This window comes from Arsukibacterium ikkense, from assembly GCF_000987775.1.
Classification (GTDB): domain Bacteria; phylum Pseudomonadota; class Gammaproteobacteria; order Enterobacterales; family Alteromonadaceae; genus Alishewanella; species Alishewanella ikkense.
This window is the reverse complement of sequence record NZ_LAHO01000010.1, coordinates 33,217-53,502: the sequence shown is the minus strand read 5'-3', so window position 1 is coordinate 53,502 and position 20,286 is coordinate 33,217. Positions and strand designations below refer to the sequence as shown.

At 50.3% G+C, this 20,286-nt stretch carries 18 protein-coding genes; 10 read left to right on the top strand and 8 right to left on the bottom strand.

The genetic code is table 11. The features are described 5' to 3' along the window. From WG68_RS11060 to WG68_RS11045, 4 genes are read left to right on the top strand one after another with little or no spacing between them, the layout of a single operon-like run. Entirely contained in the window at positions 1 to 741 is a 741-nt protein-coding gene (locus WG68_RS11060) for a WecB/TagA/CpsF family glycosyltransferase (protein WP_046557756.1), read from the top strand. 14 nt (positions 742 to 755) lie between these two features. Further along, positions 756 to 1,658: a glycosyltransferase gene (locus tag WG68_RS11055; RefSeq protein WP_046557755.1), complete on the top strand. Its 903-nt coding sequence runs from the start codon at positions 756 to 758 to the stop codon at positions 1,656 to 1,658. Beyond that, complete coding sequence (locus WG68_RS11050) at positions 1,658 to 3,028, top strand: O-antigen ligase family protein (RefSeq protein WP_052749058.1); 1,371 nt, start codon at positions 1,658 to 1,660, stop codon at positions 3,026 to 3,028. The genes WG68_RS11055 and WG68_RS11050 overlap by 1 nt, the downstream gene beginning before the upstream one ends. Then, positions 3,012 to 3,710: a hypothetical protein gene (locus WG68_RS11045; protein WP_046557754.1), complete on the top strand. Its 699-nt coding sequence runs from the start codon at positions 3,012 to 3,014 to the stop codon at positions 3,708 to 3,710. The genes WG68_RS11050 and WG68_RS11045 overlap by 17 nt, the downstream gene beginning before the upstream one ends. Here the strand turns inward: WG68_RS11045 and WG68_RS11040 are convergent. Continuing rightward, positions 3,679 to 7,794 (bottom strand): EAL domain-containing protein, encoded by a 4,116-nt coding sequence (locus WG68_RS11040; protein ID WP_152663078.1) that lies wholly within the window; start codon positions 7,792 to 7,794, stop codon positions 3,679 to 3,681. The genes WG68_RS11045 and WG68_RS11040 overlap by 32 nt on opposite strands. Before the next feature lie 123 nt (positions 7,795 to 7,917). Next, complete coding sequence (rrtA, locus tag WG68_RS11035; RefSeq protein ID WP_046557752.1) at positions 7,918 to 8,556, bottom strand: rhombosortase; 639 nt, start codon at positions 8,554 to 8,556, stop codon at positions 7,918 to 7,920. A 167-nt stretch (positions 8,557 to 8,723) separates the two neighbouring features. On the opposite strand from rrtA, the gene ggt reads away from it, so the two are divergent. Both ggt and WG68_RS11025 read left to right on the top strand, forming a co-directional pair. Beyond that, positions 8,724 to 10,475, top strand: coding sequence for a gamma-glutamyltransferase (gene ggt, locus WG68_RS11030; RefSeq protein ID WP_083981865.1), 1,752 nt, complete (start codon positions 8,724 to 8,726; stop codon positions 10,473 to 10,475). A gap of 35 nt (positions 10,476 to 10,510) precedes the next feature. Further along, complete coding sequence (locus tag WG68_RS11025; protein WP_046557751.1) at positions 10,511 to 11,254, top strand: enoyl-CoA hydratase-related protein; 744 nt, start codon at positions 10,511 to 10,513, stop codon at positions 11,252 to 11,254. A 36-nt stretch (positions 11,255 to 11,290) separates the two neighbouring features. On the opposite strand, the gene WG68_RS11020 is transcribed toward WG68_RS11025, so the two are convergent. Both WG68_RS11020 and cysK read right to left on the bottom strand, forming a co-directional pair. Further along, positions 11,291 to 11,737 (bottom strand): hypothetical protein, encoded by a 447-nt coding sequence (locus WG68_RS11020; RefSeq protein ID WP_046557750.1) that lies wholly within the window; start codon positions 11,735 to 11,737, stop codon positions 11,291 to 11,293. A 107-nt stretch (positions 11,738 to 11,844) separates the two neighbouring features. Beyond that, positions 11,845 to 12,819: a cysteine synthase A gene (gene cysK / locus WG68_RS11015; RefSeq protein ID WP_046557749.1), complete on the bottom strand. Its 975-nt coding sequence runs from the start codon at positions 12,817 to 12,819 to the stop codon at positions 11,845 to 11,847. 125 nt (positions 12,820 to 12,944) lie between these two features. Between cysK and WG68_RS11010 the strand changes: the two genes are divergently transcribed. The 4 genes from WG68_RS11010 (at position 12,945) to WG68_RS10995 (ending at position 17,149) form a co-directional block, all read left to right on the top strand. Further along, positions 12,945 to 13,790, top strand: a complete 846-nt coding sequence (locus WG68_RS11010; protein WP_046557748.1) for an AAA family ATPase — start codon at positions 12,945 to 12,947, stop codon at positions 13,788 to 13,790. Positions 13,791 to 13,961: 171 nt separating this feature from the next. Further along, positions 13,962 to 15,131, top strand: coding sequence for a vWA domain-containing protein (locus WG68_RS11005; RefSeq protein ID WP_046557747.1), 1,170 nt, complete (start codon positions 13,962 to 13,964; stop codon positions 15,129 to 15,131). Positions 15,132 to 15,159: 28 nt separating this feature from the next. Then, the gene (locus WG68_RS11000; RefSeq protein ID WP_046557746.1) at positions 15,160 to 16,236 is read left to right on the top strand and encodes a sulfite exporter TauE/SafE family protein; all 1,077 of its coding nucleotides are present in this window, start codon (positions 15,160 to 15,162) and stop codon (positions 16,234 to 16,236) included. 52 nt (positions 16,237 to 16,288) lie between these two features. Further along, positions 16,289 to 17,149: a bile acid:sodium symporter family protein gene (locus WG68_RS10995; protein WP_046557745.1), complete on the top strand. Its 861-nt coding sequence runs from the start codon at positions 16,289 to 16,291 to the stop codon at positions 17,147 to 17,149. A gap of 1 nt (position 17,150) precedes the next feature. On the opposite strand, the gene WG68_RS10990 is transcribed toward WG68_RS10995, so the two are convergent. From WG68_RS10990 to atcA, 4 genes are all read right to left on the bottom strand, one after another. Further along, a complete protein-coding gene (locus WG68_RS10990) occupies positions 17,151 to 17,906 on the bottom strand; it encodes an alpha/beta hydrolase (RefSeq protein ID WP_046557853.1) in 756 nt (251 codons plus the stop codon). A 68-nt stretch (positions 17,907 to 17,974) separates the two neighbouring features. After that, a complete protein-coding gene (gene atcC / locus WG68_RS10985) occupies positions 17,975 to 18,868 on the bottom strand; it encodes a cold adaptation protein AtcC (protein WP_046557744.1) in 894 nt (297 codons plus the stop codon). 36 nt (positions 18,869 to 18,904) lie between these two features. Next, positions 18,905 to 19,666: a cold adaptation protein AtcB gene (gene atcB / locus WG68_RS10980; protein ID WP_046557743.1), complete on the bottom strand. Its 762-nt coding sequence runs from the start codon at positions 19,664 to 19,666 to the stop codon at positions 18,905 to 18,907. After that, positions 19,663 to 20,235, bottom strand: coding sequence for a cold adaptation protein AtcA (gene atcA, locus WG68_RS10975; protein ID WP_046557742.1), 573 nt, complete (start codon positions 20,233 to 20,235; stop codon positions 19,663 to 19,665). Before atcA ends, atcB begins: the two co-directional genes overlap by 4 nt. Between the last annotated feature and the right edge of the window lie 51 nt (positions 20,236 to 20,286).

Here is a 20,286-nt window from a genome sequence, read left to right as displayed (position 1 = left end):
ATGACAGAAACCAGTGCAGATACGATGCCGGAACAAGTGCAGATCGGGGTAGTTAATGTTGCAGTGTTTAAAGATATGAATGCGCTGTTACAGTATATCGTGCCGGCAGAAGGGCCGGTGTTTGCCGGTTCCGCTATTGCCATTAATCCTGAGAAAGTGCTGAGCGCCGCCAATAATTCACAGCTACGAGACGTGATAGCCGCCGCTGATATTCGTTACGCTGATGGTATCGGGGTGGTCAAGGCAATACGTCGCCGGCTGGGCCGGCATGTTGAGCGGATCCCGGGCTGCGAGCTATGGCAGGCTCTGATGTTAAGAGCTGCACAATTCCAGGTGCCGGTATTTATTGTCGGTGCTAAACCTGAGGTGCTGGCACAGACCCGCACGCAGCTTATAGCCGGCGGTACTAAGCTGGTTGGGGCGGTGGATGGTTATTTTAGCGATGAAGCTAAGCTTATCGCTCAGATCAAGCAAAGCGAAGCCAGAATTGTCAGTGTGGCGATGGGCTCACCCCGGCAGGAGCTGCTTATTCAACGCATTCGTCAGGCGCACCCCAATTGCTTTTATATGGGCGTAGGCGGTACCTACGATGTTTATACCGGCAATGTTAAACGCGCGCCAGCGCTGTGGTGTAAACTGAACCTGGAATGGGCATATCGTTTATTGTTACAACCAAGCCGGATCGGCAGACAACTAGGTTTGCTGCGTTATCTTTGGTGGTACTGGACCGGTAAAGTTTAAACAGGAAGATAAGTATGAATGCACAACAACAGTGGCCGTTAATCAGCGTTTATATGCCGACTTTCAACCGGGTGACGATGGCGATGCGGGCTATTGATTCGGTGCTGGCGCAGGATTATCCCAATTTTGAGTTGCTAGTGGTCGATGATGCCTCAACTGACGATACCTGGGCCAGTCTTACCAATAAATATATTAATGACGAGCGGGTGCGTTTTTTCCGCCAGAGTGAAGGTAAAGGTGCTTGTGCTGCCCGCAACCTTGCTATTAGTGAGGCAAAAGGCGATTTTGTTACTGGCATCGATGATGATGATGAATTTTTAGCACACCGACTCAGTAGTTTATTTCGTGCTTATGATCCGCAGTACAGCTGTATCTGCTCGGGCTATATCTGGGATTACGGCAGCGTGCAGAAAACCTTATTTGCCAAAGATGAAGTGGTCACCCTGAGCAGTTTACTGGATTTACATACCCTGTCGAATCAAACATTGGTGAAGCGTGAACGGATGCTGCAGTTACACGGGTTTGATGAAAGCCTGGCCGCCTTTCAGGATTATGATATGTGGGTGCGGTTAGTGGCAGCCTTTGGCCCTGCGCTGAGGATCAGCGATGCCAGCTACAAAGTAAATGTCGGGCATGAGCTTGGCCGGATCACCAATTCACCCAAGCGGCTGGATGCGCATAAACAGTTTGTAGCCAAACACCGCCCGCTGATGCATGAACGTAATTTGCAGAACCAGATGTTCTATCGCTTAATGATGGAGCAACAGCGGCTCAGTTTACTGGAATTACTGCGCCACTGCCGTTATGGTTTGCAAAAATTGAAATGGCGTTACTACCTGAAACAAAAAATGGCCTGGTTAAGCAGCTTACGCATACGGCTGTTCAGCAAAGGTGTTGCCGGGTTGTTTAAAAAATAATGTGGCAAGGGTTGTTCGCTAATACTAAGCCAGCCGACGAGCTGCCTGCCTTAGCGCCGGGCAGCTGGGCTGCGCTCCTGTTGTGTTATCTGGCCCCCTGGGTACTACTTGTCGACAGTATCAGTGGCGCGCTGCAGCAACTGCCGGCGCCGCTACCCTGGTCGTTGGTTTACAAAGCGCTGTTGCTGGGATTATTGTTATGGCAACTGCTGCTTTGGCGCAGCAAAAGCCTGTGGTTGTTGCTGGGATTGTTGCTGCTGGGGTTAATCGGGCCAGCGTTCAGTTATCTGACATTACCGGTATTACAAGGTGGTGGTATAAGCGGCTTTCTGGCCACAGAGCTGCCGTTATTAGTTAAAGCACTGGCACCGCTATTGGCCTTTAGTTTTGCTGTGCAGCTTTGCCGGCGTTACCCCGTGGCCTTTTTGCAGCTGACAGACCGGCTGATGTTCATCAGTTTCAGTATCATTATCGTTAACCTGCTATTGGGGCTGGCTGGTTTTGGCGACACTGCATATCAGCCAATGGAGAACGTTGAGCAGGCCTTTTTAGGGGTAAAAGGCTTTTTTTATTCGACTAACGAGCTGGCCGCCGTTTTACTGGTGGTCAGCGGTTGGCTATTGTGGCGCAGCTGGCCAGAGCATAAAGCGTGTTATGTGCTGATTAGCCTGTTAAGCCTAGCCAGTGCCTTGCTGTTACTGACTAAAACCGGCCTGCTGGGTAGCGTGTTACTGGTGGTGGCCATACCTTTATTGTCGGTCAGACCTGGATTTTACCGCTTGTATTGGTGGCGGATAGTGTTATGTCTGCTGCTGGTCATGACCGGGCTGCTGGTATTGGTGTGGCAGGCGGAGCCTCTGCTTCGTGCGGCAGGCTTGTTCGATAAACTGGCCTATGCTTACCAGCAACGTGGGGTACTGGGTATTGTCCTGTCATCCCGCGATCTGTATTTAACGACCATCTGGCAGCACACCGAACAATATTATGCGCCATTACACCGGGTATTTGGGGTGGGGGTGGCTGGCGTCAGTATTTTATTAAAAAAATACTTTATAGAAATCGACTTGTTTGATTTAGTGGTGTTTTATGGTTTGGCCGGTGGCCTGATTTTTGGCCTGACGTTTGGCCGGTTTTTCTATGTCAGTATCCGCCAGCTGGCCAGGCATCCGCTGGCCGCCACGGCATTATTTATCAATAGCCTATTGCTGGGTGTGGCCATGCTGGCCGGGCATATTGTCACTTCGGGCATGCTGTGGTTGCCCTGGGCCTTAATGAATGCAGCGGTGTTAAATCCGCTGTTAATGAACACAGCTGCAACTGCAACCAGTAACGCAGCTGTGCCTCGGGGGGGCGATGAAAGATCTGCTTGAACCATTTTTGTATCCGCAGAATATTTTTCTGTATGGCTTGTTAGTTGCCTGTATTTTTTATCGTAAGAAAGGCCTCTGGTTATTGCTGCTGGGGTTTTACCTGGCTGGAAACAGCTATTTTGCCAATATGGTGCGTAGCTATTATGCTACGCAAATCAGTGGCAGTAGCCTGCCATTGCGCGACAGTACCTATGTGGTGCTGGGCTGTGGCGGCTCGGCTGATACCTTACCGGCTTGCGCCCGTGCCAGGCTGGATCGGCTGGGGCAAAGCCTTGGCGGCCAGGTAGCGCCGGTGCTTATTACCACCCGTTACTGCCAGCCTTATCAGGATTATTTGTTAGGTCAGCAGCCGCAAGGGCTGGTGATTGATTGCTTTGATGGCGGCAACAATACCTATCAGGAATTCAGTCGTCTACGCCAGCGCTTAAACCAGCAACAGCGTTTGCAGTTTGTGACCAGTGATTTTCATGGCTGGCGGGTCAGCAAACTTATTAGCTACCATCAGCTAAATGCGGGCTTAAGCACTGTCAGCAGCCAAACCTTCCGGCCGCTTAACTGCAGCTGGAATTGCATGTTTACCGTGAATCTCAGTAACTACGATTTATACAGTAAGCTTAGCGCCGAGTACGCCAGCTATCTGGTGTGGCGGGTTAGCGTAACCTTTGGAGTATGGCAGCAATAGAGTGTTCCGCCCCGGTAAGATATTGCTGCAGTTGCGCCAACGGCATGGGTTTGGCGAATAAATATCCCTGAATAAGCTGGCAATGACGTTGCTTGAGATAGCTGAGTTGTTCGGCGGTTTCCACACCTTCTGCAATACAGGCAAGTGATAAATTCTCTGCCAGGGTCAGAATGGTATCTAAAATTGCATGAGGTTTGCCCGGCACTAAATCCCTGATAAAGCGCCGGTCTATTTTTATCAGATCGACCGGAAACTCCTGCAGATAGGTCAGAGACGAGTAGCCAGTGCCAAAGTCATCCAGATATAAACTAAAACCGGCCCTTTTAAGCTGGTGCATAGTGTCAACTGCCAACTTACGGTTGGTCATAATAGCGCTTTCGGTAATTTCCAGTTTAATCTGGCGCAGCAAATTTGGATGACTGGCCAGCAACGCCTGCAAATTGGCGGCTAAGTTTGCCGAACACAATTGTACCGCTGACAAGTTGACTGAGAGTGCCAGCGGGTAGCCGGCAGTATGCAGCTGCTGTAAATCAGTCAGCGCCTGGCGCAGTGACTGCCAGGTCAGCTGGTCGATCAGCCCCAGTTGCTCAGCCAGCATAATAAACTGATCCGGTGGCACCATAATGCCATTATTATTCCAACGTAGCAGCAACTCAATGCTGGTGACGTCACCTGAATTAATGTCGATCACCGGTTGATAATAATTTTGCAGCTGCTGACAGGCGAGTGCCTGCTTAAACTGGTGCTCCAGCGTCAGATTGTGCAGGGCCAATTGCTGCATTGTGTCCTGATACAATAAATAGGGCTGATGGCTCTGGTTTTTGGCGTGATACATGGCAATATCCGCTTGTTTTAGCAGATCGGCGGCATCGCTGCCATCGGCCGGGTAACGACTGACCCCGATACTGCAGCTGATACTCAATTGCTTGTTTTCCAGCGGCAGTGGCTGTTCCAGTTGCAGTAGCACCCGTTGCAACAGCTCTGCCAGTTGTTCCGGTTGCTGCAGGGTTAACACCAATACAAACTCATCACTTCCCAGATGAGCCAGGATATCAGCCTGGCGTTGCACATTCTGTAGCCAGCTGGCAATGACTTGCAATACCTGATCGCCGGTCTCATGGCCAAATGAATCGTTAATTTGTTTAAAGCGGTTCAAATCGATAAAACATATCGCCAGCATGCATTGAGGTTGCAGCGCGTCAGCCAACAGTTTTAGCAGCATTTTCCGATTAGGTAAACCGGTTAAGCCATCATGGTGAGTTAGCCGTGCCAGTGCCTGTTCGGTTAGTTTACGGGCGGTAATATTGGTATAGATACCGGTGATCTGGCGAGCGAAAGGCTGGCCGGCGGCAGTTACTTTGCCAACATCTTTAAACCACAGCCAATGTCCGTGCTGATCTTTTACCCGGTAAGTCAGGTCCAGCTGCTCGGTTTGCTGTTGCATTAACTGTTGCCAGCTGCGTTGAAAATCATCGAGATCATCCGGGTGAATAAGCTGCAGATAGTCGTGAAATGCTATGCCGGCCTGAGGCTGCCCACAACCCAATAAGGTTAACCGCGTTGCATGAATAAGCAGGTTGCTGTCGGCATGCCACTGCCAGATATTACTGTCAGCCGTTTCCAGTGCCAGCATGAGCCGCTGCTCTGATTGTTGTAATTGCAGGTTATGTGTTAGCAGTAACAAGCGTTGTTGTTGCCGACGATAGAGCCAATAGCCCATGGCAGAGAGTAATATTAACAGATATAAGAGTTTGGCCGGGGTGCTGAACCAGGGAGCGGCTTTGACCACAATTTCGACATAGGCCGGTTTAGTGTATTGCTCTGCAACCGGGTCAAAAGCCGTCACCGTTAACATATGCCGGCCTGCTTTTAACTGCGGCAACAATAACGTCGGCTGACTACTGCTAAAAGCCGGTATGGCGGAGGGGCCGCTTAACTCAAAGCGATAACGGCTTTTGTTCTGTTGTTTATAGCTAAAGGTAGATAAGTGAATTTGCAGGCCATAGTCCTGATGATCAAGCTCGATACGCGTTTTTGCCAGCGGTTGCATGACATCGGGTAGCTTTCTGGACATTAAACTTAGCTGACTTACCGCCAGTTCACTTACCTCGTGTTGTTGCTGGATAAACTGTTTGGGATCAAACAGTGTTACGCCTTTCATGGAACCAAATGCCAGTTGGCCATCAGGCAGCTTGGCATGCACCATACCGTTAAATTCATTGGTCGCCAGGCCATCGAGCACCGTAAACTGTCTGAAATTATCCGCCTTAATATTGTAACGCCATAACCCCCGGTGACTACTCAACCACAAATATCCCGCACTGTCGCCCTGCATGGCATAAAGAGAATAGGCAGGTAATTCATTACGAAATTTTTGCTGTTTTACCGTTAACGTTCTGCGGTCCAGTTCAACCAGAGCTTGCTGATAAAACAGTAACCATATGCTGTCATCCTGTAACACCATGCTTTCCAGATAACTGGATTCTCGCTGCATACCGTCAGGCAACTGATAGAGCAACTGAAGCTGGGCACTGTTTACGTTATAGCGCCAGATTGCAGCGTCAAAGCTGATAATCAGGGTGTTGTTGTGTTGTGGATCAAATGCATAAATGCTGCTGTAATTAACGTTTTTTGCCGCTTCATTCAGAACCGGCAAGGGGTGCAAGTCGGCGCCATCTGCACTGATCTGAAAAAAACCATTATCGTTTTGCAGAAATAAATTACCCTGGCTATCTGCCGCCATACTGTGCGGCAATGCTGACAGTTGGCTGACAACCTCATGGTTTAGGATCGGTACGTCCTGCCGCTTGTCACGGTTAAAAAGCCGGACGTTTTCTCCGGTCATTAGCCAGAGTAGTTGATTAGCTGCAGGCAGAATATGATAAATGCTTGCCGCTGAGCTAACCACATTGGGGTCAGGGTCAATCAGATAGCGATTGACCTGATAGCTGGACAGCTCAATCCGGTTTAAACCATTCTGACTGCCGGCCCACAGCACTTCATTGTCACTGAACAGGCTGAAAATTACCGGGTGGCTCAGTTGCTGCTGCACACCAATATTGGTAAAGCGTTGTTGCTGTGGTTGCCAGTAGTAGGCGCCGTCGCCACGGGTCGCCAGCCAGAAATTGCCATATTTATCTTGCACAAAATCATAGATGGTATTGTCGTAGTGTGGCTGAGAGGTCTGCGATGGTTGAAATAAAGTAGTGATGGCCAAATCAGTGGCCAGATGAAGTAAACCGTTGCCGGTTGCCAGTAATATGCCACCTTGTGGATCAGGTTTAATTAGCCATACATTAATACCTGCCAATAGTTGTTCGCTGTTAACCTGCAACGCGGTGTTACTAAACGCTACTGCCAGTTCGTGCTTAGGGATCCGGTGTAAGCCAGCTACGGCTCCGATATACAAATGATGCTCATCACTATACAAAGACTTACTATCGTGTTGATCCGCATTGCTACTCGACGCTAAAAACTGGATTTGCTGTTGCTGGCCGCTGCTGATGTCCAGTCGCCATAGTTGTTTGTTGGTGGCAATATATACTTGTTGTCCAATGTGCAGCACATCGCGAATATAATGCTGGTTTATATCACTATCGGGGAGTGTGAAAATGCTGACCAGCTGCTTATCCTGCAACTGAAATATCGTATTGAAGTTGGCATAAAGTACCTTCCCTGTTGCATCCCGGCGGATCAGATAAATCATCTGGCTGTACTTGTCAGGCAGGTTCTCGTCAATTTGTTGCAGCGCATTAATGCTATTGTCGTTTAAATTAAGCTGTAACAAACCGTGTCTGCCAGACGCCAGTTGCATAACGCCCGGACGAACCAACAAAAAATCTTCGATAGAGGTGGTGGTGGCTAACAAACCAAAGCGGATGGGGTTTACCCGATAGCCATCATAGCTGTCGAGGCCATCCTCGTTCGCCAACCAGAGTTTGTTATGCTGGTCCAACGCCAATTTAAAAACGTTACCCTGGCTTAAATCGTTGTCGGGTGACAGGCGATGGACGTGTTGTAACGGCGCAGGTAACAGCTGCTCAGCTGTTGTTGCTGCTGCCAGATACCAGGGTATGCTAAGCAATATCACCGCTAAACAATTAATAAGCTGTCTGAATATGATATCTCTTATTAACAAGAAAATGACCGCATACTACTGGCTGAATTTTATTACGCTAACGAGGTTACGGATGAATTGCAATAACAATTAATCATGGTCTGGCTGGTCAGCGTCGGTACTGCCGCCTTTGCGTATGGTTGTTTTACCCCAAACGTATTTCAGATACAGCAAAGCAAATAATACCGCTCCGCTGATTACGCCATAGAGATGGGCATCGATAGCTACGGTGGCATTGATAAGCTGACCCAGCTCTGCATCCGGGCCCTGATATTGCTCGTAGCCTATCTTGGCCAGGATCCCCAGCGTTAATAACACACCGCCGGTTTTGCCGGTTTTAATATCCAGCAGCGCCCCAAAGAACAGCAAACCGTGCAATACGCCGGATAGTCCGACATATTGCTGTACCTGAGGCTGCAACCAATATAGCAGGCCGCTTATCCATAACGCATGGAACAGTAATTGCCAGATCAGGTGCAGCTGCCGCTGATAATTGCCGTGCAGCAGCATTATGATCAGCAAACCACCAGCATTGAGCAGCAAATGGTAAAAATTAGAATGCAGCAAATGGCCACTGAGCAAACGCCAGAGTTCACCATCAGCCAGCGGTTGGCGCTGATAAGCTAACAGTTGCTGCGCTGCATCTGGCAACATAAACAACAATATTGCCAGCAAAAGTACTACGTAATAGGAGAGATAACCCGGTTTGGTGCTAAATAAAGCCAGCATTTACGCCTGTCGTTAAACGGTTGCCAAATATGTAGCGGTATCCCAAACTAAAATGACGTCAATATCAAGCGCTATTTCGTTCAGGCGCAGTGAAAACTGGCTAATCATGCTTGATTTGACCCATGCTTCTGGTTAGGGTGTAAAGCTGCTTGTAACGAGAGTGACTTATGAAACCCTGTTATCTGTTGCTATCTGCTGTCAGCCTGTTGCTGGCGAGCCATAGTGCCAATGCTGCTGCGCCAGTTCAGCAGGAAATTCGCGAGCCGGAAGCGGCAACGGGTTTAACGCAACAGCAGTTAGTGCAAAGCAAACATGCGATGGTAGCGGCAGCGCATCCACTGGCTGTTGCGGCTGGTCAGCGGATGCTGGCCAAAGGCGGCAGTGCTATTGATGCCGCTATTGCAACTCAGCTGATGCTTGGCCTGGTAGAGCCGCAAAGTTCAGGTATTGGTGGCGGCGCCTTTATTCTGCATTGGGACAACCTTGGCCAGCGTTTAACCAGTTTTGATGGCCGCGAAACGGCGCCGGCTGCAGCGAACAGCGAATTATTTACCGATAATGGCAGCACGCTGGATTGGCGCATAGCTTATGTCGGCGGTAAGTCGGTTGGGGTGCCCGGCGTATTGCACGCCATGGCGCTGGCGCATCAGCAATATGGCCGATTGCCATGGCCGGCATTATTTGACGATACAATTAGCGCCGCTGAGCAAGGCTTTGTGGTAACACCGCGGATGGCCAGGCACCTGGCAATGGGCTGGAATGAAGGGCTGAAAACCCTGGCGCCGGCCAATGCCTATTTTTACCCTGCTGGCCAGCCGCTGCAGGCGGGCCAGCAGATCACTAACCCTGAGTATGCCCGGCTACTGCGTGCTATCGCCAAAGAGGGCATCAGTGCTTTTTATCAGGGAGCAAATGCCGAGGCGCTGGTAACAGCAGTGCGTCAGGCGGCGACGAACCCCGGTCAGTTAAGCCTGGAAGACCTGGCAAATTACCGGGCAGTGGAGCGCGACGTTTTGTGCCAGGCCTACCGGCAATATCAGGTCTGTGGCATGGCGCCGCCCAGCTCTGGTGGCATAGCGGTACTGCAGATTTTAGGGATGTTATCTGGCTTTGAGCTGGATAAATTAGCACCCGATTCGGTTGAGGCCGTGCATTTAATCAGTCAGGCCGCCCGGTTGGCTTTTGCTGATCGTGAACGCTATCTGGCAGATGCTGATTTTAGTCCGGTACCGGTAGCGGGTTTACTGGACCCGGCATACTTAACTGCCAGGGCTAAGTTGATTAAGCCCGGGCAAAATTTAACGACGGCAGTGGCGGGCCAACCTGACGGGGCTGTGCCGCTGGCCGATGCGCCGGCAATAGAGTTTGAAAATACCAGCCATTTATCGGTGGTGGACCAGTATGGTAATGGCGTTAGTATGACCACTAGTATAGAAAATGTGTTCGGCTCTGGTTTAATGGTAAATGGTTACCTGCTGAATAATCAGCTGACGGATTTTAGTTTGGCGGCAAAGCATAACGGCAAACTGGTGGCTAACCGGGTTGAGGGCAATAAGCGGCCACGCAGTTCTATGGCACCGATGATGGTATTTAATCACGACAATAGCCTGAAGTTATTAACCGGTTCACCAGGTGGCAGCCGGATTATTAATTACGTGGCGCAAAATCTGGTAGCGGTACTCGACTGGCAGTTGAATTTAGAGCAGGCGGTAAATTTACCACGTTTTACCCATCGTAACGATTATCTGGCGCTGGAGTCGGGCACAGCCCTGACTGAACTTAAACCACTGTTAGAGGCCATGGGTTATCAGGTGCGGCTGCAGGATTTAAATTCGGGTATTCACGCCATCGAAGTCAGCACTGATACTTTACAAGGTGTCGCCGATCCCCGGCGCGAAGGCACTGCAGCAGGTCATTAACGTCAGTTATGACGAAACTAAGAAGAGCAGAATAAATGAGTGTAGACATTAGCCAGAATGCGGCGGGCGTATTAACCCTGAGCTTGCAGCGGCCAGATAAAAAAAATGCATTAAGTCTGGCGATGTACCGCCAGCTAACCACTGCATTGCAGCAGGCAGAACGCGATCCGGCAATAAAAGTCGTAGTATTGCAGGGCTCTGCCAGCTGTTTTTCCAGTGGCAACGATTTACAGGATTTTCTCAGTGCCGGGCCGCTGGATGCAAATCATCCGACGGTGGCATTTTTATACCAGCTAAATGCCTTTAGTAAGCCGATAGTGGCTGCCGTAGCGGGGCTGGCTATCGGTATTGGCACTACGGCACTGTTACATTGCGATTTAGTGTATGCGGCACCTGGCTGTCGGTTTCAAATGCCTTTTAGCCAGTTAGGTTTATGTCCGGAAGCGGCCTCCAGTTTACTGTTGCCGCAATTGGTTGGTTATCAGCGTGCTGCGCAATATTTATTGCTGGGTGACGCTTTTGATACAGATAAAGCAGAGGCGATGGGGCTGGTGAATCAGCAGGTGGCCAGCGACGCTTTACTGGCTTTTGCCGCTGACAAGGCGCTACAGCTGGCAAAACTCCCAGCTGAAGCAGTGCAGCAGAGCAAGGCATTAATGCGGGGCAAAATTAAGCGTAAAGCAGAGAAAACCATCGCTACCGAGCTGGAAATATTCAGTGAGCTATTACAAGCCGATGCCTGTCAGCAACAACTGCATAGTTTTTTTGCTAAAAAATAGTATAACGCAGGCGGCTATACTAAGCCGCATCTGTTACTAGAAGGTGGCAGTATTACTAAAACGGTCGTTTTTAACGGTTTTTACCAGCCATTTGCCACTTTGTTTTACCATACTGACTGTACGCAGATTATCAACCTGGCGGCCATCGAGCTGGCCACTGAATACCAGAGTAACATCGGCATCATTATCATATTGCTGGCGCAGGTTCTGGCCACTGCGGTTTACTTCAATGGTGACTTCATCATATGACATGTTCAGTAAGGTTCGGGCGGCCTGACGGGCGGTAACATAAGATGCCAGCAAGGCAGCAAACTCCTCGGTGCTGAGGCTTTTGGCTTTGTCCAGGTCTTTTTCATTGTACAGCGCATGAAAAAATTCAGTGGCGATATGCTCGGGAGTACCCCAGTGTACGTTGCTTTTTGGTCTTTCACCGCAAGCGCCCAGCAGCAACAAGCTCAGGATTAACGGCAGGATTAATTTCATCAGCAGCGTACCTTAGTAACCAGTTAAGTAAGCAGTGTGGAAGCTTTTTGGCCAGCTGTAAAGCAAAAAGGCCGCAAAATGCGGCCTTAAAACTGACAACAGCATGCTTAAGGCTGCAGTTCCTGCTCGGTAAAGATGTTAGCAAACAAGGGGCTGGATAAATAACGTTCTGCGGCGCTGGCCAGAATCACCACAATATTTTTACCGGCGTTTTCTGGTTTGGCTGCCTGGCGCTGTGCTGCCACTAAAGCGGCACCAGATGAGATCCCTGCCAGAATACCTTCTTCACGCATTAAGCGATGGGTGGCGGCTATGGCATCATCACTGCTAACAGTTTCAACTTCATCAATCAGGCTTAAATCAAGGTTACCCGGAATAAAGCCGGCACCAATACCCTGAATTTTATGCGGCCCAGGTTTTAATTCTTCACCGGCTTTGGCCTGGCTAATTACTGGTGATTCTACCGGCTCAACGGCGACGCTGTGCAGTGGCAGATTTTTAACCTGCTTTAAATAACGGCTTACCCCGGTAATGGTACCACCGGTGCCAACGCCGGCAATAAAGATATCCACTTTGCCGTCTAAATCGTTAAAAATTTCCGGGCCTGTGGTATCAACGTGAATTTGTGGGTTAGCCGGGTTTTCAAACTGTTGCAGCAACACATAGCGGTTTGGATCTGACGCCAGAATTTCATTGGCTTTTTCAATTGCGCCTTTCATACCTTTCGGGCCTTCGGTCAACACCAGGTTGGCTCCGAGCGCTTTTAACAGTTTGCGACGTTCAAGGCTCATGGTGGCCGGCATGGTCAGGGTGAGTTTGTAACCGCGGCTGGCTGCGACAAACGCCAGCGCAATACCGGTGTTGCCTGAGGTGGGTTCAATAATTTCTTTGTCGGCAGTTAACACGCCACGCTTTTCTGCATCCCAAATCAGCGCAGCACCTAAGCGACACTTGACACTAAAGCTGGGGTTACGCGCTTCAATCTTTGCGTAAACATTAGCACCGCCGGGAACGGTCCGGTTTAATTTGACCAAAGGGGTGCGGCCGATAGACAATGTGTTGTCTGCAAATACGTTTGCCATTAATAGCTCCAATTACAAAGAATTTGGTTATAAGGATACGCCACCAGTACAAAAGGTGAAGTAGCGTTTGGCTATAACTTATATCATTTCACGTTAGCTTGAAGCATAGCCAGAAGAGGATCAAGATGGCATTTGAAAGCACCGACAATTATATCGTATCAACTGAGCTGGCACTGGCGGTAAATGCCGCGGTGATCCTGGAGAAGCCATTACTGATTAAAGGCGAGCCGGGTACCGGTAAAACCCGGCTGGCCGAAGAGCTGGCGGCCAGTTTAGGTACCGAATTAATTCAGTGGCATATTAAATCGACCACCAAGGCGCAGCATGGCCTGTACGAGTATGATGCGGTATCCCGCTTACGCGACAGCCAGTTAGGCAGTGACAAAGTGCAGGATATCAACAACTATATCAGGCCCGGTAAGTTATGGCAGGCTTTTAGCGCAGCAAAGCGCCCGGTGCTGCTGATTGACGAAATAGACAAAGCCGATATTGAGTTCCCGAATGACTTACTGCACGAGCTGGATCAGATGGCGTTTTACGTGCACGAGACCGGCGAGCAAATCCGCGCTATTGACCGGCCGATTGTTATTATTACTTCAAACAACGAAAAAGAGCTGCCGGATGCGTTTTTACGCCGTTGTTTCTTTCATTACATTCGTTTCCCGGATGCCGACACGCTGCGGGATATTGTCGCCGTGCATTACCCTAATATTCAGCAGCAGTTGTTAAGCACCGCGCTGGAGATATTTTTTGAGCTGCGCGAGCTGCCAGGTTTAAAGAAAAAGCCGTCTACCTCGGAGTTATTAGACTGGCTGAAGCTGTTGCTGGCAGAGGATATACCGGCCGACGTACTGACCGATAAACAGCAAAAAGGCGGCTTAATGCCGATGTTTGGTGCCTTGCTTAAAAACGAGCAGGATGTGGCACTGGTAGAAAAGCTGGCATTTTTAGCCAAGCGGCAAGGAAGGTAGTTGGTGAATTTATATTGCGGTGATATCGGTGCAACAAGAGCCGACCACAATATTTGCCCTGGCTCGTCGCAGCAACTCGCTGCGGCTGGCGCCTGCGCTCAGACACTCTGCGCCGACCAGAACAAATTTCTGGTCGTCTCTTTTGATGGTTTAGCTAATGACCAATAGAATATGCTAATTGATTTCTTTTTTACCCTGCGAAAATACGGCTTAAAAACCAGTATTACTGAACTGCTGGATTTAATTAATGCGCTGAAGCAGCAGGTTATCTTTGCCGACACTGAGGCCTTTTATCAGCTGGCCAGATTATGTCTGGTCAAAGATGAAACCCAGTACGATAAATTCGACCGCGCCTTTGCCGACTATTTTCAAGGGGTGGCCGAGGTGGATATCGCCGCCAGTATTCCGCCCGAGTGGTTAGTGCCAGAGGTACTGCGCAAGCTAAGCGACGAAGATAAAGCCAAACTGCAGGCGCTGGGTGGCCTGGATAAACTGCTGCAAACCCTGCGCGAGCGTTTAGCCGAGCAGCAAAAAAAGCATGCCGGTGGCAATAAATGGATTGGTACCGGCGGCACCTCACCTTTTGGCGCTTATGGCTTTAACCCTGAGGGGGTGCGGATTGGCCAGCAGGGCAGTGGCCAGCGGCGCGCGGTTAAAGTGTGGGATAAGCGTGAGTTTAAAGACTTAGACACCGATGTTGATCTGAATAACCGCAGTATTAAACTGGCGCTAAAGCAACTGCGCAAATTTGCCCGCAGCGGCGCGGAAACTGAGCTCGATTTACACGGTACGATACAGGCCACGTCAGAGCAAGCCGGCTGGCTGGATTTACGCTTTATCCGCGAGCGACACAACGCCATTAAGCTATTAGTGTTTTTCGATGTGGGCGGCTCAATGGACGATCATATCGAGCAATGCCAGAAATTGTTTGCGGCGGTAAAAACCGAGTTTAAGCACCTGGAATTCTTCTATTTTCATAACTGCGTGTACGAAGGGGTCTGGCGCGACAATAAACGCCGCTACACTGAGCAGGTGAAGGTAGACGATATTATTCATACCTATGGCAGCGACTATAAGCTGATTTTTGTCGGTGATGCCACCATGGGCCCTTATGAAATTGACTATCCGGGTGGCAGTGTTGAGCACTACAATGAATTGCCGGGCAAAGTGTGGTTACAGCGTCTGTTAAACCAGTACCCTAAAGCAGTATGGCTTAATCCGCAGCCGCAGCAGTGGTGGAACCATTATTATTCCATTGACATGATTAATCAGTTGATGGCCAAACGAATGCATCCATTAACGCTGGATGGTTTAAGCAGCGCGATAAAAACGTTGTTATAAAACCATCTACATACTCAGGAAGTGCCGCATGACAGTACCCTTACCAACAAAACCACCATTAAAGCAAAAATTATGGATTTGGTTGCTGTGGTTAGCCGGTTTTTATGCGGTGTGGCTGTATTTAGTGGCGGGTCAGGGCTATTGGCCCACAGCGGTAGCGCACTGGCCCATGGCTGTTGCCATGGCGATTGGCAGCTATGCGGCGGGCTCGACGCCAATGGGGGGCGGTACCGTTGGCTTTCCGGTGCTGGTACTGTTGTTTGAATTGCCGGCCAGCCTGGGGCGGGACTTCAGCTTTGCGATTCAGTCAATCGGCATGACCAGTGCGGCAATTTTTATTCTGGCCAGGCGCCAGCCGCTGGCCTGGGCCATTTTAAAAGGCGCCATGCTGGGGTCGCTAATTGGCACACCCTTTGGTATTTTCTTGATTGCCCCTTACATTCCTGAGCTGTGGATTAAGCTGGTATTTGCCATCGTCTGGGCCAGTTTTGGCTTGCTGCATTTATTTCGCTTAAATGAAATTGCCGGCCATAGTGGGATTACTGACTTTGACGAGCGTTGGGATTTTAAACTGGGCCTGTGGATTGGTCTGTTGGCGGGCGCCACGGTGGCGGCGGTAACCGGTGTTGGTATTGATATGGTGCTTTACACCGCGCTGGTATTACTGTGCCGGGCCGATTTAAAAATTGCTATTCCAACGTCAGTGGTGATTATGGCCTTTACCTCAGTACTGGGGGTAGTGGTAAAAATGGTATCAGGCCAGGGCCTGGCGCCGGGCGTATTTGAAAACTGGCTGGCGGCTGCGCCGGTGGTGGCAATTGGCGCACCGCTTGGGGTGTTTATTGTCGCGAAAATTGGTCGTAAACCCACTTTGCTGGTAGTGGCAACGTTGTGCGTTGGCCAGTTTATCTGGACCTTGTTTACTGAGCAGCAACGATTGGGGCTTAGCGGCATGCTATGGGCTTTACTGGCGGTAGCCGCCTGCCTGGCAGGCTTTGAGCTGTTGCGCCGCTGGGGCGCGGTGCTGGTTGGGGAGAAAGCCGCTAAAGCTGACGCGGCATTATTGACTAAGGCACCGCCAAAAACAGAGTTACCCCAAAGCTGACAGCCCTCCCTTATTAGGGTAACGTGGTGTTTTTAGTAAAAAATGGACGGCGATGTTTAATTCTTTAACCCAGATTGGTTTGCCGCTGGCGCTGATCCTGATTATGAGCGGTGTAGGTATGAGCCTGCGCCCGGCCGACTTTTCCCGGGTATTTGCGGCGCCAAAAGGGTTTATATTAGGCGCTTTAGCCCAGTTATTAGTGTTGCCAGTAACTGCAATAGCGGTTATCGCGCTATTTGGTTTACAGGCTGAGCTGGCAATTGGGCTGTTTATTTTAGCGCTGTGCCCGGGCGGTACCACGTCTAATTTATACAGTTACTTAAGCAAGGCCGATGTTGGCTTGTCGGTATCGTTAACTGCAGTGGTGGGCTTTATTACGCCTTTTAGCATACCGCTGCTGGCCGCCTGGGCCATTGGTTTTTACGGCGGGGCCCAGTCGCACTTGCAGCTGCCAGTGTTGCAAACCTGGTTAACCCTGATGATTGTCAGTGTACTACCGGTGTTGCTGGGCATGGCGCTGCGGGCCAAATGGCCGGGCTTTGCCAAAGCTGCTGAGCCGGTGATCAGTAATTTCTCAATCCTTGTGCTGCTGTTGCTGATTATCAGCATTTCGGTCGATTTAGGTGATGACTTATGGCGCTTTATCGGCAAAGCAGGACCGGCCGCATTAACGCTTAACCTGCTGACCATGTTGCTGGGTTATCTGCTGGGTAAATGGCTGTTGCAGCAAGAGCGCCAGGCCCGGACAATTTGTCTGGAAGTGGGCCTGCAAAATGGCACTTTGGCCTTGCTTATCACCACCGGTATTTTACAAAGTTCCGCCATGTCGATAGCCCCCAGCGTATACAGCCTGCTGATGTTTGGTAGTGCTTCATTGTTTGCGCTTTGGGCCAGGCGAAATACGCCAGCCTGATTTAGTGTAGCGCCTGGATCCATTCTGCGAGCTGGCTGGCGGGCAGGTAGCTGTTATGGCTGCCCGGGTAGCGCATAAGCCGGGCGGTATCGGCATTAAAGGCGCGGTAAAGCGCTTCGCTGCGTCTGCTGTTAATGATCTCATCCTGATCAGCCACCAGCAGTAGTGCAGGGCAGCGAATGTCTGCAGCAAAATAGTGTGACTCAAAGCGGTCTTTTAGCAGCCAGCTTATTGGTACATAAGGCATTTGCTGGCGGGCTACGGCGCTCAGGCTGTCAAAGGGGGTGATCAGCACCAATTGCGCGACAGGCCGGCGTGCGGCAAGTTGCACGGCCACACCAGAGCCAAGGCTGCGGCCTATCACAGTAATAGCCTGATGTTTGCTGTACAGCTGGTCAAACAACGCCAGCGCATCGCCAACCAATGCTGCCTCTGATGGCTTACCACTGCTGCCACCATAGCCACGGTAATGCATCAGATAAATGGCATGGCGGGGGAAGGCCGCAGCAAACTCGGGCAGGGAAACACTGACATCTTCAGCATTGCCACCAAAATAGAATAGTGCCTGCTGGCTATCCAGTGGCCGCTGGCTTATCAGTAAGCTTGCGTTGGGCCGCGGTAAAATCAGCGGCTCGGCTGGTGGCAGCTGCGCTGGTACCGGGAAGTAAATCAGCTGGCGTTGCAGCAGATATAACACCAGGCAAAGCAGGCAATAGATGGCCAGTAAATAGCCGCACAGGGTCAGCAAGGCTCGCATTAAGCTCACAGATATTGGTAGACAGTGAGTATGAGCTTAGCTGGAACCTGCTGAAGATTACAGTGTATTTATAACTCCAGGTATTGCGGCCAGCCCAGTAGCGGGTTGGTTAAGCCTTGTTTGCCTTCAAAACTGTCGAGCTTTTCCGGTGAGGCGTCCTGCCGGGCCAGCGTCTGATAATCTTTAGCAAATTGCAGGGTGCGTAGCAGCGCCGGCACAAAGTGCTGGCCTAAATCGCTGCGGATGGCCTCAGCATTAGCGGCAGGCAGCTCGGCCAGAGCCGCTTCGGTTTGCAGTGCAAAAAAGGTGTCGTTAAACCAATGCGGTTGCAGGCTAATATTAAGCAAACGCTTTTTTAAATCCTGCCGCACCATATCGCCACCGGTTAGCGCGCGATAAAATACCACTTCGGCCAGTACCTCTTCCAGGCTGAAATGCTCAAATTCGTCAAAGTGGCTGCGGGCATAAAACTGCTGTTGCAGCAGCTGCATCGACTGGTTACGCCGGTGTTCAGTTAACGCCTGCTGATAATGCTGCCAGCCGGGCCAGTCTTCGGCATCGGGAGGGCTCGACAATTGCTGCAATAATTGCGCGTCTACCTCGCCATACAGCGATTTTGCGCCACTATGTCGGCTAACGGTACTGAGCATGTTCCAGCCTTTTTGAAAGGGTTTTACCAGGCCTTCCGGCGCCAGCAATAGCGCCAGCGCGCGCTCAGAGTCTTTATCTGCCAGCTCCAGCAGGCCCAGGCTTACCACGCCAATCACATCGTGAGCGGCTTGCTCCAGCAGGTGCATTTTGTATTTATTATAAAATTTGTCGGCAAATTTCAGGCTCATCAGCACGGCTTTGCTTTTAATTTGCGTCAGCTGCAACGCACTGAGTTGCTCTGTTGCCAGTGCTTTATTGATAACCTGGCTTAAAAACGGGCCGGTGCTGCCGTCACGTACCATTAACTGCATTAGTGTTGTCCTATTAATGGGCCTTTCATATCCGGTTTAGTCCAGAAAACTAAACATATCGTCTACTTCAGCAAATTCATCACTGGCCTGATTTTTCTCTTTCGCCTGCATCACCAGCTCGGTGGCAAATTTATTAATAATGCCTTCCCAGCCGGAGTTTTCATTGCGAATAAGGGCTTTAATGGCTTGTTCTACCTGCGGCGTCAATTGCCGGATAAGGGCCAGCAGGCTGCGCGGGTCGTCAATGCCTAAGCCGTGAGCGTCTTCGTTCAGCTGGCGCTCGGTATAACGCACCGCTTCTTCTAAGTCTTCTTCTTCGTCATGCAGCATATCGTGCAGGCCCTCGTCATCAGGCACGGCTTCAGCGCGGTACAGCTCAATAAAAGGAATGGACAGATAAAACAGCCCGGCCGGATCCTCAGCAATGCACTCTAAAATCTCAGCTTGTTTATCTTCGCTGTCCTGAGTACGGATCAGGTAAGTGAGAAAATCGAAGGTATGCTGCTGCAACTCATCGGCATTATTTTTAATTTTCTCTTCCCAGTACAGCGGTTGCTGACAGACAATATCGCGAATGCGCTCCGGGCTCATCAGCTCAGAAATAATCGACGGAAACGAAATGTCATGCTGGCTGTTCATCTGGGTCAGGGTGACAATATCAATATTTTCAATCACTTCAACCAGCTGCTCATCGCTCATGGTATTGGCAATCAGCTCAAACTTTTTACTGGCCTGCTTCGGTTCAATTACCGCCAGTTCTTTAATTTCGGCAACCGCAATTTCAATTAAATTGGTCATTCAGGTTTCTCTCTGTTAAAGCGAATGTCGTCGTACTGGTTGTCGTAACCCGGCTCGTCTGGATCCTCATCATCCTGATAATCATCACTGTCATAGCCATTGGCAGCAAACTCGTCATCATCTGCCTGTTCGTCATGGTCGTTATCTGCGGCAGGAGTAGCGCCAGTGCTGCCAATACTGTCAGCATGCGCCATTAAAAACAGCACGGCACAGCTTTCAATCAGCAGCGGCTCTGAATAAGCGCGGATAGCTTTAACCAGCTCCAGATCAGCGTTGTTAAAGGCCGCCGAGGTTTTAAATTCATCCCAGTCCGGGGCCGTGCCTGTGCTGAGCCATTGCTGCCATTTTACCTTGGCGGCCGGGGGAAACTTTACCCGGCCGAACAATGCCACAGGCAGGTATTCAGGAAGCGATTCCAGCAATTTGGGGTCGCGCAGCAGTACCGCTTTCATTTTGGCGGTGTATTGCTCCAGTGCCCTGGGCGTTTCCGGATCCGAGTATGACTCGATATTTTCTCTGGCGTCGGTTTGCAGGGCGCGAATGCGTGTTAAATTCAGTTTTGCAGCCATAATCAGGTAACAACCCTATTGTAGTAAGCTAGCGATATTAAAAGTAATAAT